Origin of the sequence: Streptomyces sp. NBC_01474, assembly GCF_035918215.1 — a bacterium.
GTDB lineage: Bacteria > Actinomycetota > Actinomycetes > Streptomycetales > Streptomycetaceae > Streptomyces > Streptomyces aureus.
In genome coordinates, this window is sequence record NZ_CP109449.1 from 7760127 (window position 1) to 7775721 (window position 15595).

General features: G+C 71.6%; 16 protein-coding genes. 7 read left to right on the forward strand and 9 right to left on the reverse strand.

Going from position 1 to position 15595, the window contains the following annotated elements:
• Nucleotides 1-6: 6 nt before the first annotated feature.
• Entirely contained in the window at nucleotides 7-708 is a 702-nt protein-coding gene (locus OG758_RS35375; protein ID WP_326713632.1) for a hypothetical protein, read from the forward strand.
• 52 nt (nucleotides 709-760) lie between these two features.
• On the opposite strand, the gene OG758_RS35380 is transcribed toward OG758_RS35375, so the two are convergent.
• The 5 genes from OG758_RS35380 to OG758_RS35400 all read right to left on the reverse strand — a co-directional run bounded on the left by OG758_RS35380 (nucleotide 761) and on the right by OG758_RS35400 (nucleotide 6146).
• On the reverse strand, nucleotides 761-2224 hold the full coding sequence (locus tag OG758_RS35380) for a peptidoglycan D,D-transpeptidase FtsI family protein (RefSeq protein ID WP_326713633.1): 1464 nt from the start codon (nucleotides 2222-2224) through the stop codon (nucleotides 761-763).
• Between the two features lie 118 nt (nucleotides 2225-2342).
• Nucleotides 2343-2993: a response regulator transcription factor gene (locus OG758_RS35385; protein WP_326713634.1), complete on the reverse strand. Its 651-nt coding sequence runs from the start codon at nucleotides 2991-2993 to the stop codon at nucleotides 2343-2345.
• Nucleotides 2994-3011: 18 nt separating this feature from the next.
• Complete coding sequence (locus tag OG758_RS35390) at nucleotides 3012-4265, reverse strand: sensor histidine kinase (protein WP_326713635.1); 1254 nt, start codon at nucleotides 4263-4265, stop codon at nucleotides 3012-3014.
• On the reverse strand, nucleotides 4262-5272 hold the full coding sequence (locus tag OG758_RS35395) for a hypothetical protein (RefSeq protein ID WP_326713636.1): 1011 nt from the start codon (nucleotides 5270-5272) through the stop codon (nucleotides 4262-4264). Before OG758_RS35395 ends, OG758_RS35390 begins: the two co-directional genes overlap by 4 nt.
• A 100-nt stretch (nucleotides 5273-5372) precedes the next feature.
• Nucleotides 5373-6146 (reverse strand): IclR family transcriptional regulator, encoded by a 774-nt coding sequence (locus OG758_RS35400; RefSeq protein ID WP_116502788.1) that lies wholly within the window; start codon nucleotides 6144-6146, stop codon nucleotides 5373-5375.
• A 135-nt stretch (nucleotides 6147-6281) separates the two neighbouring features.
• Between OG758_RS35400 and OG758_RS35405 the strand changes: the two genes are divergently transcribed.
• The 5 genes from OG758_RS35405 (at nucleotide 6282) to OG758_RS35425 (ending at nucleotide 10949) form a co-directional block, all read left to right on the forward strand.
• Nucleotides 6282-7814: an aldehyde dehydrogenase (NADP(+)) gene (locus tag OG758_RS35405; protein ID WP_326713637.1), complete on the forward strand. Its 1533-nt coding sequence runs from the start codon at nucleotides 6282-6284 to the stop codon at nucleotides 7812-7814.
• 36 nt (nucleotides 7815-7850) lie between these two features.
• Nucleotides 7851-8459: a DUF1349 domain-containing protein gene (locus OG758_RS35410; protein WP_266565699.1), complete on the forward strand. Its 609-nt coding sequence runs from the start codon at nucleotides 7851-7853 to the stop codon at nucleotides 8457-8459.
• A 58-nt stretch (nucleotides 8460-8517) separates the two neighbouring features.
• The gene (locus OG758_RS35415; RefSeq protein WP_326713638.1) at nucleotides 8518-8994 is read left to right on the forward strand and encodes a GNAT family N-acetyltransferase; all 477 of its coding nucleotides are present in this window, start codon (nucleotides 8518-8520) and stop codon (nucleotides 8992-8994) included.
• 70 nt (nucleotides 8995-9064) lie between these two features.
• Nucleotides 9065-9781, forward strand: coding sequence for a DsbA family oxidoreductase (locus OG758_RS35420; protein ID WP_326713639.1), 717 nt, complete (start codon nucleotides 9065-9067; stop codon nucleotides 9779-9781).
• Between the two features lie 115 nt (nucleotides 9782-9896).
• Entirely contained in the window at nucleotides 9897-10949 is a 1053-nt protein-coding gene (locus OG758_RS35425; protein WP_326713640.1) for an aminotransferase class V-fold PLP-dependent enzyme, read from the forward strand.
• 119 nt (nucleotides 10950-11068) lie between these two features.
• Here the strand turns inward: OG758_RS35425 and OG758_RS35430 are convergent, their stop codons facing one another.
• Complete coding sequence (locus OG758_RS35430) at nucleotides 11069-11569, reverse strand: MarR family winged helix-turn-helix transcriptional regulator (RefSeq protein WP_326713641.1); 501 nt, start codon at nucleotides 11567-11569, stop codon at nucleotides 11069-11071.
• 180 nt (nucleotides 11570-11749) lie between these two features.
• On the opposite strand from OG758_RS35430, the gene OG758_RS35435 reads away from it, so the two are divergent.
• Nucleotides 11750-12817, forward strand: a complete 1068-nt coding sequence (locus tag OG758_RS35435) for an alkene reductase (protein WP_326713642.1) — start codon at nucleotides 11750-11752, stop codon at nucleotides 12815-12817.
• A gap of 82 nt (nucleotides 12818-12899) precedes the next feature.
• Here OG758_RS35435 and thpD read toward each other — a convergent pair whose 3' ends face one another.
• The 3 genes from thpD to ectB are packed head-to-tail and all read right to left on the reverse strand — an operon-like array spanning nucleotide 12900 to nucleotide 15529.
• Nucleotides 12900-13793 carry an ectoine hydroxylase gene (thpD, locus tag OG758_RS35440; protein ID WP_326713643.1) on the reverse strand — a complete coding sequence of 298 codons (894 nt, stop codon included), beginning with the start codon at nucleotides 13791-13793 and terminating at the stop codon, nucleotides 12900-12902.
• Between the two features lie 5 nt (nucleotides 13794-13798).
• Entirely contained in the window at nucleotides 13799-14197 is a 399-nt protein-coding gene (locus OG758_RS35445; protein ID WP_100592467.1) for an ectoine synthase, read from the reverse strand.
• A 60-nt stretch (nucleotides 14198-14257) separates the two neighbouring features.
• The gene (gene ectB, locus OG758_RS35450; RefSeq protein ID WP_326713644.1) at nucleotides 14258-15529 is read right to left on the reverse strand and encodes a diaminobutyrate--2-oxoglutarate transaminase; all 1272 of its coding nucleotides are present in this window, start codon (nucleotides 15527-15529) and stop codon (nucleotides 14258-14260) included.
• Nucleotides 15530-15595 lie beyond the last annotated feature (66 nt).

Genomic DNA, 15595 nt, shown 5'->3' on the forward strand with positions numbered 1-15595 from the left:
GGTGCGATGACCGGCTATCTCGACCGCCTCGCGGAGCTGCTGCGCGAGGCGCACGGGCTTCCGCCGGACCATGTCGCCGCCACGGTCGCCGATCTCGCGGCGTATCTGGCGCAGGCCGGGGGAGCGGACCCGCAGGACGCGTTCGGTCCGGTCGACGCGTTCGCCCGGCGCCTCGCCCCGCGCGGGGCGTCCGCAGCCGACGAGCACCTGGAGACCTGGCGCTGGCTCGCCGACACGTATGTCGACGAGCACCTCCTGAACCGCTTCGGCGACGAGGGCTGGGAGGTCGAGCGGGTCGACCCGCTCGGCCGCTTCGTCAGCCACCGTGACCCGGAGCGGCCGCGACGCTGGGAGTACCGGCGCGAGCTGATCAGCGGGGGCGGTGAACGCCTCGACGAGCGGCTCGTGCGCGACGGCTGGGAGCCGTGCGGCAGCTGGGTCGTGTACGCGTGGTTCAAGCGGGAGAAGGAGGTCGGCGCCGGCCCGGCACCCGCGCCGCCCGAACCGCCGCCGGTCCCGCGGCGCCCCACGTTCCCGGGGCGCCGGCGCGGCTGCGTACTCATGGGTGGCGCCCTGGTCCTCGTCGCCGCTGTCGTGGTGGCGGCCAGCACCGGTACCGGCTTCGGCGTCGGTCTCGCGGTGGGCCTGCCGGCGGGAGCACTGGTGCCGCCGGTGACCGCCTGGGCGGTACGCGGCCGGCGCCGCTAGGGCTTCATGACGAGGGGCCGGAACGCCGGTTCCGGCCCCTCGCCGAGCCCGTCTATCCCTTGAGCGCCGCCGACATCATCGCCTTCGCGATCGGCGCCGCCAGACCGTTGCCGCTCACCTCCGAGCGGGCCGCGTCCGACTGTTCCACCACGACCGCCACCGCGACCTCCTTGCCGGTGGAGTCGTCCTTCGCGTACGACGTGAACCAGGCGTACGGCGTCTTGCTGTTGTTCTCGCCGTGCTGGGCCGTGCCCGTCTTGCCGCCCACCGTCGCGCCCGCGATCTGCGCGTTCGTACCGGTGCCCTGGTTCACGACCGTCTCCATCGCCGACTGGAGCTGCGAGGCCGTCGACGAGCTGACCACGCGCGTGTCGTCACCGTCGGCGAAGCTCTTGATCGCGTTGCCGTCGGCGTCCGTGACCTGCGAGACCATGTGCGGGGATGCCTGCTCGCCGCCGTTGGCGATCGTCGCCGAGACCATCGCCATCTGCAGCGGCGTCGCCGTCACATCGAACTGTCCGATGCCCGACAGGCCCGTCTGCGCCTTGTCCATGTCCTTCGGGTACACGCTCTGCGAGGCCCGGACCGGCATGTCCTGCGCGGCGTCGTTGAAGCCGAACTTCTCGGCCATCGCCCTGACCTTGTCCTGGCCCAGGTCGACGGCGATCTTCCCGAAGACGTTGTTGCAGGAGTACTGCAGCGCCGTACGGATCGAGGCGTCCTTGCAGGGCGCGGACGCGCTCTCGTTCTTCAGGTCGGTGGTCGTGCCCGGCAGGCGGAACGGATTCGGGCTGTCGGTCTTCGCGTCCACCGACGAGTAGAGCCCGTCCTCCAGCGCGGCCGCCGCGACGACCAGCTTGAACGTGGATCCGGGCGGCAGTGCCTGCTTGATCGCTCGGTTCAGCGTCGGCTGGTCCTTGTCCTTCGACAGCGCCGTCCACGCCTTGCCGTCCGTGGACGAGTCCGATCCGCTGATCTTCGACGGGTCGAACGACGGCGTCGAGACGAGGCCGAGCACCTTCCCGGTCTTCGGGTCGATCGCGACGGCCGCGCCCTTCTTCTCGCCGAGCGCGCGGTACGCGGCCTTCTGCACCGACGGGTCGATGGTCGTGACCACGTCACCCGGCTCGGTGTGCTTGCCGGTGACCGCGTCGACGGGGTTCTTGAGCCGGGTGTCCGTCCCGTCGAGGATGTCCTGGTAGATGCCCTCGAGCTGCGTCTGGCCGTACACCTGCGAGCTGAAGCCCGTCACACCCGCATAGAGATCGCCGTCCTTGTACGTGCGCTTGTACGCGAGGTCGCTGCCGTCGCCCGTTCTCTTCGAACCGGTGACCGCCTCGCCGCCCACGATGATGTCGCCCAGGGGATACGCGTACTGCTCCATCACGTTCCGCCGGTTGTTCTTGTTGTCCGCGAGGGCCCGGCCGTCGTAGAACTGCACCCACGTCGCCCTCACCAGCAGAGCGAGCACGAGGAGCAGACAGAAGACCGAGGCGCGTCTGATCGTCTTGTTCATCCCGCACAGAAGACGAGCGGACGAGAGCGAATCGTTCCGTTCCGGCCCGGTTTCTCAGTGAATCCTCATCAAGAGATCCGCGTCACGCCCCGGCCGGAGACGCCCGTCGCCATGAGGCTCACGCCTTCATGAAGCCGCCCTCGTACGCCGCGATCACGGCCTGTGTACGGTCCCGGGCCCCGGTCTTCGCGAGGACCGCCGCCACATGCGTCTTCACCGTGGCGGGGCCCACCCCCATCCGCCGCGCGATCTCCGCGTTGGTCAGGCCCGCGGCCATGTGCCGCAGTACCTCGCTCTCACGGCCCGTGAGCCGCGCCACCCACGCGGCCGCCGAGGGCTCGGCGCGCCCGTACTCCGCGGCGAGGGCGCGCACGGCCGCGGGGAACAGCAGGGAGTCCGTGTGTGCGACCAGGCGCACCGCCTGCACGAGCGCGTCCGCCTCGGCGCGTTTGAGGAGGAACCCCGCGGCCCCGGCGCGCAGCGCCTCGTACACGTACGCGTCGTTCTCGAAGGTGGTGACCACGACGATGCGCGGGGGCGCGGCCGTCGACCCGAGGATCTGTTCCGTGGCGCGGATGCCGTCGACCTCCGGCATCCGGACGTCCATGAGGACCACGTCGGGCGCCAGCTCGCGCACCACGGACACCGCCTCGGCGCCGGTCGCGGCCTCGCCCACGACCTCGATGCCGTCCTCGGCGGACAGGATGGCGCGCAGGGCGGTGCGCACCATGCGCTCGTCGTCGGCGAGGACGACACGGATCGCGCTCATGGGGAGGTTCCTCTCATGTCATGCGCTCGCCTTCAGGGGCAGCCGTACGGTCACGCGCCAGGACCCGTGCCCAGGACCCGCCTCGGTGGTGCCGCCCAGCAGCCGGGCGCGGTCCGCGATGCCGCGCAGCCCGTGGCCGCCGCCGGGGCGGGTGCGCGGCGGGTGCGGCGGCAGCGGGTTCTCGGCGGTGATCAGCAGGTCGTCGCCGTCGCGCGCGAGACGCAGCGTGAGGGACGTGCCCGCGTGCCGCAGCGCGTTGCTCAGCACCTCCTGCACGATCCGGTACGCCTCGCGGGACACCAGCGGCGGCAGCGCGGCCGGGTCGAGGGCCACGGCATCCACCCGTACGCGCAGGCCGCCGGCCCGCGTGCGGCTCAGCAGCCCGTCCAGATCGGCGGCGAGGGTCGGCGCGGGCGCCGTGGACGCGGGGTCGCCCGCCTCCCGCAACACGCCCAGTACGGCGTCGAGTTCACCCACCGTGCGCCGCGTGGTGTCCTCGATCGCCGCGAGGGCCTCACGGACGAACTCCGGGTCGTGGTCGAGGACCCGGCGGGCCGCGCTCGCCTGGAGGGTGACCGCGCTCAGGGCGTGGCCCACCGAGTCGTGCAGCTCGCGCGCGAGCCGGTTGCGTACGGCGAGGTCGGCGGCGCGGCGCTCGGCTGCGGCGAGCCGGTCCGCCGGGGTCGGCCCGAGGAGCACCGGAGCCCACCGCGCCAGGAGGGCGCCGGCCACCGCGGCGCAGCCCGCGAGCGCCACGAGCATCGCCGCGCCCGCGACAGGGGCGAGCGCCAACGCCCAGGTGTGGTGCAGGACTTCGGGCAGCGCGAGGGCCGAGTCGCGTAGCCCGGCGAACAGGGGAAGCGCCATCAGCGTCACCGCGAACGGGGGCAGCGCGAGCGTCATCCCGCTGAGCACCCCGCCGAACCCGAGGTGCAGCGTGAACCAGGCGACGGTCCGCCCCCGCGCGGCGCGGCTCCGGGGCGGCCCGTCGGCGAGTGCGTCGGCCGGCACCCCGCACAGCGCTCGCACCGCCGCCACCGAGATCGGCCGGGTCAGCGGGAACAGCGCGGTGACCGCGGCGAGCGGCAACCCCACGGCGAACGAGCCGAGTTGGAGCGTCAGCGAGGTGAAGACGTCGCTCACGCCGGTGAGCGGTCCGATGACGACCGAACCCACCAGGACGTACGGCATGGCGAGTGCGCCGCCGAGGATCAGATGGATCCACCGCCGGCGCGCCCGCCGCCCGAACAATATGGTCCAGAAACCCCTCATGACGCCGTACGTCGCTCCGCGCGGCCCGCGAGGAAGCGGACGCCGACGGCGACGACCAGGATCCCGACGATCATCTGGACAGCGTAGGTGAGGTTCATGGCCGGTGTCGGCCGCCGGGCGATGTCGTCGACACCGGCGAGGGAGGCGAGCGCGAGCCAGCCGCCCCAGCAGGCCACGGCCCCGGAGCCGAGCCACGCGAGGGCCAGTGGCAGCTTCACCGGCAGACCGCCGCCGCGCCGGAAGACGAGGGACAGCGCGCCGAGCGCGGCGGCGGCCAGGAAGGCCACGTCCGTCGCCTCCAGGACGTAGAAGTCACTTGAACGGTCCGCGATCCGGGCGGTGTTGAGTCCCGTGGTCGCGCCGCACGCCCACAGCGCGTGCAGGGCCAGGGGAAACAGGGCGAGCACCGCGGCGGCGACGGCCAGGGTCCGCCGGCCGGCGTCGGCCGGGGGGCGCGGCAGCTCCCGGACCGGGCCGTGCCACGTGTGGCCCCAGCGGTCGCGTGCGTACAGCGCGAACAGGGCGCCGAGGGTGAGCCCTTGGAGGATGAAGCCGGTGTAGACGACCCCGAACACCCACTCGTCGAGGAAGGGTTCGCCCTTGGACCCGCCGTGGTTCACGGAGCCGCCGAACGCCCTGACCAGCAGCTGGAGCGGGTACCCGGTCATGATCGGGGCGAGCAGTCCGGTCGCCACCCACATCGGGAACACGAGGAGCCAGGCCGGGGCGCGCCGACCCCACGGCCGGGTCAGCAGCAGCGCGAGGACGATCACGGCGCTGTCGAGCAGCGCGCTGAGGCTGTTGGCCACGATCATCGATGCGCGGTGGCCGAGGAGGGGGCTGCCGTCGGGGATTCCGAGGTGGCTGCCCGCGATCCAGGCGGCCTTGACGGCCAGATAGGGCAGGCAGGACACGACGGCGACCGCCCGCAGCACCCGGCGGAGCCGGTCGGTGCGGGGCGTGGAGCCGGGAGCGGTACGGGGAGTGGAGACGAGCGTGTGCGTCATACGTCCACGCTCCCGCCCCGACCCCCGCCACACGTCCTGCCGGCGGGCGATCCGCCTCCGCCGCACGGGGGAGACGGGGCCGCCCCGGAAGGCCCTCGCGTCAGAGCCTGCGCGTCGCCAGGGTCAGCCGGTCGCGGGCGTCGAACAGCGCGTCCTTCACCATCTGCTCGTGCGCGGGGGTCAGGCGCGCCACCGGCACCGAGCAGCTGATCGCGTCGCGCGCCGGCGTGCGGTACGGGATCGCGACGCCGAAGCAGCGAAGGCCCAGCGTGTTCTCCTCGCGGTCCACCGCGATGCCCTGCTCGCGCACCGCGTGCAGCTCCTCGATGAGCTTCTCACGGTCGGTGATGGTGTGCTCGGTGAGCGCCGGGAGGGTCTCGGGGAGCATCTTGCGGACCTGCTCGTCGGTGTGGGTCGCGAGGAGCGCCTTGCCGAGGGACGTGGAGTGCGCGGGCAGCCGGCGGCCGACGCGGGTGAAGGGCCGCAGATAGTGCTGCGACTGGCGCGTGGCCAGATAGACGACGTTCGTGCCGTCGAGGCGCGCCAGGTGGATCGTCTCCGTGGTGTCGTCGGAGAGCCGGTCGAGGGTGGGGCGGGCCGCGGCCACCACCTCGTCGCCGTCGATGTACGACGTACCGACGAGCAGGGCGCGTACGCCGATGCCGTACCGCGTGCCCGTCGCGTCCGTCTCCACCCAGCCGAGCTCGACGAGCGTGCGAAGGAGCATATAGAGGCTGGATTTGGGGTAGCCGACCGCTTCCTGGACGGCCGCCAGGGAGTGCATACCGGGCCGGCCCGCGAAGTATTCGAGCAATTCCACGGTCCGTACCGCGGACTTGACCTGCGCCCCGCCGCCCGTCTCACCTGCCGACATTCCCTTGACCCCTTCGTTCGACGAGAATTAGTGTCCTGAGTCCGTAGCGTATTCATCATCAGGGACAGCGTTCAGCATATCGAACAGCTGCTGTTCGTCGTCAGGTGAGCGGCACAGATCTGGGAGGAACCCTCGGTGGCAGCAGCACCAGTCTGGAGTGTCGACCCCCGAACCGGGAAGCGGCGGGAGCAGGTTGCGGTGGAAGCCACAGCCGAAGAGGTGGACCAGGCGGTCCGCGCAGCGCGCGCCGCCACGGGCGCCCTCGCGGACCGCACCGTGCGCGCCGCCTTCCTGCGCAGCGCCGCCGAGCTCCTCGACGCCTCGAAGGACCACCTGGTGGAGGCCGCGGACGCGGAGACCGCTCTCGGCCCCGTCCGCCTCACCGGTGAACTCGCCCGCACCAGCTACCAGTTGCGCGCCTTCGCGGACATCGTCGACGAGGGCGCCTTCCTGGGCATCGTCATCGACCACCCCGACGACTCGGCGACCCCGCCGATCCCGGACCTGCGCCGCTACAAGGTGCCGCTGGGCGTCGTCGCCGTCTACTCGGCGTCGAACTTCCCGTTCGCCTTCTCCGTACCAGGCGGCGACACCGCGAGCGCGCTCGCCGCGGGCTGCCCCGTCGTCGTGAAGGCCCACCCCGACCACCCCGCCACCTCCGAACTGGTCGCCTCCGTGCTGCGCAGGGCCGCGGCCCGGCACGGCATCCCGGAGGGCGTCCTCGGCCTGGTCCACGGGTTCGAGGCGGGCGTCGAGCTCGTCAAGCACCCGCTGGTCTCGGCCGCCGGATTCACCGGTTCCGTACGGGGCGGACGCGCCCTCTTCGACGCGGCGGCCGCCCGCCCCGTGCCGATCCCCTTCCACGGCGAACTCGGCTCCCTCAACCCCGTGGTCATCACGGCCGAGGCCGCGGCCGAGCGCGCCGAGCAGATCGGCGCCGGGCTCGCGGGCTCGATGACGCTCGGCGTCGGCCAGTTCTGCGTGAAGCCCGGCCTCGTCTTCGCGCCCAACGGCGCCGACGGCGACCGCCTCGTCAAGTCCCTCACCGATGCCGTCAGCGACACCGACGCGGGCGTGCTCCTCGACCACCGCATGCGCGACAACTTCGTCGCGGGCGTCGCCGAACGCGCGGAGCTCCCCGGCGTGGACGCCCCCGTGACCCCGGGGGCGGGCAGCGAGCACACCGTCAGCCCCGGCTTCCTCACCGTCCCCGCCCAGCGCCTGGCCACCGACGGCGGTGATCACGACCTCCTTCTGGAGGAGTGCTTCGGCCCGGTCACGGTCGTCGCCCGCTACGAGGACGACGCCGAGGTCACCTCCGTGCTCTCGCGGCTGCCCGGCAACCTCTCGGCCACCGTCCACCTGTCCGAGGGCGAGGCCGCGGGCCAGGGACGTGGCGCCGAGATCCTCGCCGAGCTCACCCCGCTCGCGGGCCGCGTCCTGGTCAACGGCTGGCCCACCGGTGTCGCCGTCGCCCCTGCCCAGCACCATGGCGGCCCGTACCCGGCCACGACGTCCACCTCGACGTCCGTGGGCGGCACCGCCGTCGAGCGCTGGCTGCGCCCGGTCGCGTACCAGAACACCCCCGAGGCGCTCCTGCCGCCGGAGCTGCGCGACGACAACCCGCTGGGCCTGCCGCGTCGCTACGAAGGCCGTCAGGAACTCTGAACCCGCCCGCCGCTCGTCACCTGGAAAACTGACCCGATGGACATCGAACTCCCCGAACTCCCGTTCCCGCTGCGCACCTACGGCCCCGACGGGCACTGGTCGTACGAGGACGGGGCGCTCACCGGCTGGGCCGGACCCCGCCAGGACCGCTTCGTGCCGCCCACCGGCACGGCCCTGGACCCGGCGTCCGACGCGCCCCGCCTGCTCGGGGCGCCGAAGGGCGACTTCCAGCTGCTCGCCCGGGTCACGGTCGGCTTCACCGCCGCCTTCGACGCGGGCGTGCTGTATCTGCACGTCGGCGAGCGCGAGTGGGCCAAGCTGTGCCTGGAGCGCTCGCCCGACGAGCCGACCGTGTGCACCGTCGTCACGCGCGGCCGCTCCGACGACGCGAACGCGTTCGTCGTGGGCGGCAGCACGGTGTGGCTGCGCATCAGCCGCACCGGTTCGGCGTTCGCCTTCCACGCCTCGCCGGACGGCGAGAAGTGGACCTTCGTCCGGATCTTCTCGCTGGGCGACGAGGAGTCCGCGGGCGCGGCTCTGGTCGGCTTCATGGCGCAGGCCCCGGTCGGCGACGGCTGCGTCGTCACGTACGAGGACATCGAGTTCCGCCCGAGCTGGCCGCAGGGACTGCGCGACGGTTCCTGACACCCCGGACACCCGGGGGCGCGGGAACCCGGGAGCCGGAGGGGACGTCTTTCCCGGCGTGATCAGAACAGCCGTCCCTGCCGACGCCCCGGCCATCGCCGCCCTGCACCTGCGCGCCCGCGCCACGTACTACCCCGACGGTCTGCCGGACGACGGCACCGACTGGGAGCAGGTATGGGTGGAGACGATCAGCCGCCCCCGCTCGCACGTCCTGGTCTCCGTACGGGAGGGCGGGCTCGCCGGCCTCGCCTCCTTCCGCACGCCCGACGGTGAGCCGAAGGAGGTGGTCAAGCTGTTCCAGTTCCACGTCAGCCCCGGCCTCTGGCGCCGCGGCGTCGGCGCCGAGCTGCACGCCGCCTGCGTCGAGGAGTGGCACGCGGACGGCGTCGAGCAGGCGTATCTCGACGTGCACGGCGACAACGCGCGCGCCCAGGCGTTCTACGCCCGCCAGGGCTGGACCGACGAGGGATACGGCGACGACGGCGGCAGCCACCTGCGGATGCGGCTGCACCTGACCTCCCGGCCCGGGGAATGAGGCACCGAAGGCGCGTGTTGAAACGGCTCGCAGGGCACCCCCTGCGCCGTACGAATCTGGAGTGACCCCCATGCGCGTCGAGATCTGGTCCGACATAGCCTGCCCCTGGTGCTACGTCGGCAAGGCCCGCTTCGAGAAGGCCCTGGCCGCCTTCCCGCACCGTGACGGCGTCGAGGTGGTCCACCGCTCCTTCGAGCTCGACCCGACGCGCGCCAAGGGCGACAGCGGACTCGTCATCCCGATGCTCGCGCAGAAGTACGGCATGACCGAGGACCAGGCGCAGGCCGCCGAGCGCAACCTCGGCGAGAACGCCGCCTCCGAGGGCCTCGCCTACCTCACCGAGGGCCGCGACCACGGCAACACCTTCGACATGCACCGCCTCCTCCACTTCGCGAAGGAGCAGGGTCGCCAGGACGAGTTGATCGGCCTCCTGTACCGGGCGAACTTCGCCGAGGAGCGGTCCGTCTTCGCCGACGCCGACGAGCATCTGATCGGCCTCGCCGCCGAGGCCGGTCTCGACGCCGCCGAGGCCCGCGCCGTCCTCGCCGACCCCGCCCGGTACGCCGACGACGTGCGCGCCGACGAGCGCGAGGCCGCCGAGCTCGGCGCGAACGGCGTGCCCTTCTTCGTCCTCGACCGAAAGTACGGCGTCTCCGGCGCCCAGCCCGCCGAGGTCTTCGCCCAGGCCCTGGAGCAGGCGTGGGACAGCCGCTCGCCGCTCCAGGTCATCGACAGCGGCGACGCCGAGGCGTGCGGCCCGGACGGATGCGCCGTCCCGCAGAACTGACACACGCCGCGGGAGCAGCGCTCAACCGCGGGAGCAGCACTTATAAGAGGCGCTTAGGGGTACTGCTCAACAACTCGCAATGGACCGATAGTTGGCGAGGCGGCACAGTGGACGCATGGAGACTCTCGATCACGCCCTCGTGCGCGCCGAGTTCGCACCCGTCACCACCTATCTGAACACCGCGAGCACCGGGCTGCTCCCGTCCCGCTCGGTGGCGGCCATGAGCGACGCGGTCGCCTCCGTCGCGGCCGGCCGGCCCGCCGACATGTTCGCGGACGTCGAGGCCGCCCGCGCCGCCTTCGCCCGGATCGCCGGCGTGCCGGCCGACCGGGTGGCGGCCGGCGCCTCGGTCGCCGTCTACACCGGAGTCATCGCCGCCTCGCTCCCGTCGGGCGCCGAGGTCCTCACCGCGCAGGACGACTTCAGCTCCACCGTGAACCCCTTCCACGTACGCGGCGACCTCAAGGTCCGCACCGCGCCCCTGGAAGGGATCGCCGACGCCGTGCGCCCCGGCACGGCGCTGGTCGCCGTCAGCGCGGCCCAGTCCGCCGACGGACGCGTCGCCGACCTGCCCGCGATCCGCGACGCGGCCCGCGCCCACGGTGCCCGCACCTACATCGACTGCTCCCAGGCGGCCGGCTGGCTTCCCGTCGACGCGGACGCGCAGGACTACACGTCCGCCGTCGCCTTCAAGTGGCTCCTGTGCCCGCGCGGCGTGACCTTCTTCGTCGTCCCCGAGGACCTGGGCTCGCTCAGCGCGGTCTTCGCGGGCTGGGTCGCGGGCGAGCGCCCGTGGGACAGCTGCTACGGGCCCGTGGAGGAGCTCGCGCACTCCGCACGGCGGTTCGACGAGAGCCCCAGTCTGTTCTCGTACGCGGGCGCGCGGCACTCCCTGGAGCTCGTCGAGGAACTCGGCGTCGGCACGATCCGCGCCCACGACCTCGCCCTGGCCGACCGCTTCCGCGCGGGCCTGGCCACGCTCGGCCACGCGCCCGTGCCCGCGCCGGGTTCGCCCGTGGTCTCCGTCCCTGGGCTCGGCGTACGGCAGCCGGAGCTGAGCCGGGCCGGCATCGAGGTCTCCGACCGCGCGGGCAACCTGCGGGCGGCCTTCCACCTGTACAACACGGAGTCCGACGTCGACCGGCTCCTTGAGGCGCTCTCCGGCTGAACCCACGGGCTGAGCGCTTCAGACGTCAGACCGATCCGGCCCCTGCCCGTCGGGGCCGCTCCGGCCCCCGCCGCCCATCCGCAGCGGGGGCCGGAGCGGCGCCGCCCGTAACGCCGAGATCATCCGTCGACCGGTTCCGCCTCCGGGCAGCTCGCCGGATCCGTGCACAGGTTCGCCTCGACCTTGGCGAGCAGCCGCAGGAGTTCGGTCCGCTCCTCCTTGTCGAGGCCGCGCAGCGTGTGGTCCTCCAGGTCGCCCCACTTGTGCTGCACGTCGCCGAGCAGGCCGCAGCTGGAGTCCGTCGTCTCCACGAGCACGGCCCGCCGGTCGCGCGGGTCGGGGCACCGGCGTACATGGCCGGCCTGTTCGAGTCGCTGGAGCATCTTCGTCACCGTGGACGGGTCCAGGTCGACCGCCTTGATGAGCTCCGACTGACGCACCGGCCCCTTGTCCCACAGGTGCATCATCAGGAACTCCTGCCCCGGATAGAGGCCCAGCCCGCGCAGCAGCTTGCCCGCGGTGATCCGGTGCAGCCGTGCCACGCGGGAGAGCGCATGGCTGACGGGACCGCAGCGGGCGGCCTCGGGCAGGTGCTCACTACAAGGTGGCTCGTCCGTCATGACAGCTCCTGATCGGTTCCGGCCTCGCCGTGGAGTCCGGTCTCTCCACGGGGGTTCGGTCTCTTCACACAGAGATTACCTTGGTCGGCCAATGAATGGGCTACAGTGGCACACGGCTCGATTACTTGGCCGACCACATATTGGTCGGCGTTGCCTTGCCCGCCCTTGGATGGAGTAGCCATGACCACCGCCTTCGATCCGATAGACCTCTCCGGCGTCCAGCTCGCCAACCGCATCGCCATGGCCCCGATGACCCGCAGCCGGGCCGGCGAGGGCGGCACCGCCACCGACCTGACCGCCGAGTACTACGCGCAGCGCGCCTCGGCCGGCCTGATCATCACGGAGGGCATCCAGCCGTCCGCCGTCGGGCAGGGCTACGCATGGACCCCGGGCCTGCACAGCGACGAGCAGATCGCCTCCTGGCGCAAGGTCACCGACGCCGTGCACGCCAAGGGCGGCACGATCTACGCGCAGATCATGCACGCGGGCCGGATCAGCCACCCGGTGCTGCTGCCCGAGGGGGAGACCCCGGTCGCCCCGTCCCCGGTCGCCCCGGCGGGCCAGGGCTTCACGCACGAGGGCATGAAGGACTTCACCACGCCGCGGGCGCTGACCGGCGACGAAATCCGCGCCACCATCGCCGACTACGCCACCGCCGCCCGCAACGCGATCGAGGCCGGCTTCGACGGCGTCGAGCTGCACGGCGCCAACGGCTACCTCATCCACCAGTTCCTCGCGCCCAACACCAATCTGCGTGACGACGAGTGGGGCGGCAGCGTGGAGAACCGCGTCCGTTTCGCCGTCGAGGTCGTCAAGGCCGTCGTCGCCGAGATCGGTGCCGAGCGGACCGGGCTGCGGATCTCGCCCGGGAACCCGTACAACTCCGTCGAGGAGAACGACCCGGCGCCGACGTACACCGCGCTGGTCAAGGAGATCGAGCCGCTCGGCATCTCCTACCTGCACGTCCTTGAGAACTCCGACATCCGCGAGCTGACGCTGGCGCTGCGCAAGCAGTTCTCGGGCACCTTCGTCATCAACGTCCTCAGCGACGGGCCCACCGGGCACGGCGAGCTCTCCGTGATCGAGGACGGCATCGCCGACATCATCACGTTCGGGGCGCTGTTCCTCGCCAATCCCGACCTGCCCGCCCGCCTGAAGACGCAGGGTCCGTACAACACCCCGGACCCGGCCACGTTCTTCGGCGGCGACGCGAAGGGCTACACGGACTACCCGGCGCTCACCGCCTGATCCCTTCCGCCTGACCGCTTCCGCATACGCGAGTCGGGGCGGCCCCTGCCCGGGAGCCGCCCCGACTGTGCGTGTATGCGGGTCATTTCACCGGGGTGAAGTCCCGCGCACCGATGAACTCGGGCCGCCGTACCGGAGCCGCGAACGGCTCCGCCGCGGCGTTCTCCACGCTGTTGAACACGATGAAGACGTTCGAGCGCGGGTACGGGGTGATGTTGTCCCCGGAGCCGTGCATGGCGTTGCAGTCGAACCACGTCGCCGAGCCCGCGCTGCCCGTGAACAGGCGGATGCCGTGCCGGTCGGCGAACTTGGTCAGCGCCTCGTCCGACGGCGTGCCCGCGTCCTGCATCTGGAGGGACTTCTTGTAGTTGTCCCGCGGCGTCTCGCCCGCGCAGCCCAGGAACGTCCTGTGCGACCCCGGCATGATCATCAAGCCGCCGTTGGTGTCGTAGTTCTCGGTCAGCGCGATCGAGACGGACACGGTCCGCATGTTCGGCAGGCCGTCCTCCGCGTGCCAGGTCTCGAAGTCCGAGTGCCAGTAGAAGCCACTCGCCCCGAAGCCCGGCTTCACGTTGATCCGCGACTGGTGGACGTACACGTCCGAGCCGAGGATCTGCCGTGCCCGGCCCACGACCCGCTCGTCGTGCACCAGTTTCGCGAACACCTCGCTGATCCTGTGGACCTCGAAGACGGACCGCACATCCTGCGACGTGGGTTCGACGACGGAACGCTCGTCGGCCTTGACCGCCGGATCCGTGATCAGCCGGTTCAACTCGGCCTGGTACGTGCCGATCTCGTCCGGACCGATCAGCTCCTCGATCGCGAGGAAGCCGTCCCGCTCGAAGCCCTCGAGGTCCGACTGGCGGATCGGACCGCGCGCGCCCGGCGGGGACCAGACGACGGGGTCGACGCGGGGCGTCGCCACCTCGGAGACGCCGCGGGTCGGGTAGAGGTCGGTACGTGTCTCCGTGCTCATAAGGGTCAGGCCTCCTCGGTCAGCAGCGGGTAGACGCCGTTCTCGTCGTGGTCCTCCCGTCCGGTCACGGGAGGGTTGAACACGCACACGCAGCGGAAGTCGGTCTTGGGGCGCAGGGTGTGGCGCTCATGGCCGTTCAGGAGGTACATCGTGCCCGGCTCGATCCAGTGCTTCTCGCCGGTCTCCTTGTTGGTGAGCTCGGCCTCGCCCTCGACGCACAGCACGGCCTCGATGTGGTTGGCGTACCACATGTCGGTCTCCGTGCCCGCGTAGAGGATCGTCTCGTGCAGTGAGAAGCCGACCTTCTCCTTGGCAAGGACGATGCGCTTGCTCTCCCAGGTGCCGGTCGCCGACTTCACATGCCGGTCGGTGTTCTCGATCTCCTTGAACGAACGGACGATCACGGTGAGTTGCTGCCTTTCTCTTCTACGTGGTGAGGGGGCGCCTGCCCGCTTGAGCGGAAGTCAGGCGGTCTCGCGCACGGCCCGGGTGAGCGTGCGCAGTCCCTCTTCCAGCTCCTCGGGCGTGATCGTCAGCGCCGGAAGCAGCTTGACGACCTCGCTCTCGGGGCCGGAGGTCTCGATGAGCAGACCGAGCTCGAAGGCGCGCTTGGCGACCTTGTTCGCCCGGTCCTTGTCGCGGAATTCCAGGCCCCACACCAGGCCGCGTCCGCGGTACTCGACGGTGTCGTCGCGGAACTCGTCGCGAAGAGCGCCGAGGGCCTCCTCGATCTGCTGGCCGCGGGCGAGCGTCTGCTTCTCCATGGCGGGGCCGTCGGTCCAGTACGCCTCGAGGGCGGCGGCGGCCGTCACGAACGCGGGGTTGTTGCCGCGGAACGTGCCGTTGTGCTCGCCCGGCTCCCAGACGTCGAGCTCCGGCTTGAACAGGCACAGGGACATGGGGAGCCCGTACCCGCTGATGGACTTCGAAACGGTCACGATGTCCGGTGTGATGCCCGCCTCCTCGAAGGAGAAGAACGCACCGGTGCGGCCGCAGCCCATCTGGATGTCGTCGACGATCAGGAGCATGTCCCAGCGCTCGCAGACGTCGGCCAGCTTGCGCAGCCACTCCGCGCGGGCGACGTTGATGCCGCCCTCGCCCTGCACCGTCTCGACGATCACGGCGGCGGGCGTGTTCAGGCCCGAGCCGGAGTCCTCCAGGAGGCGCTCGAACCAGATGAAGTCCGGCGTCCGCCCGTCGAGGTAGTTGTCGAACGGCATCGGGGTGCCGTGCACCAGCGGGATGCCGGCGCCCGCGCGCTTGAAGGCGTTGCCGGTCACCGCGAGGGAGCCGAGCGACATGCCGTGGAAGGCGTTCGTGAACGACACGATCGACTCGCGGCCCTTGACCTTGCGGGCCAGCTTCAGCGCCGACTCGACGGCGTTGGTGCCCGTCGGGCCCGGGAACATGACCTTGTACGGCAGGTCACGCGGGCGCAGGATGATGTTCTGGAACGACTCCAGGAAGGCGCGCTTCGCCGTCGTCGACATGTCGAGCCCGTGCGTGACGCCGTCCCGCTCCAGGTAGTCGATCAGGGCGCGTTTGAGGACCGGGTTGTTGTGCCCGTAGTTGAGCGATCCCGCGCCCGCGAAGAAGTCGAGGTACTCGTGGCCGTCCTCGTCGAACATGCGGCTGCCCTGCGCCCGGTCGAAGACGGTGGGCCAAGCGCGGCAGTAGCTGCGCACCTCCGACTCAAGGGTCTCGAAGACGCTCAGGTCCGGCTGGGTGATGGTCACAGCGAATCTCCTGGGAGATGGGAGTGGGGGATGCGTGGAAGAGGTCGTGCGGTCTGCGGTCTGCGG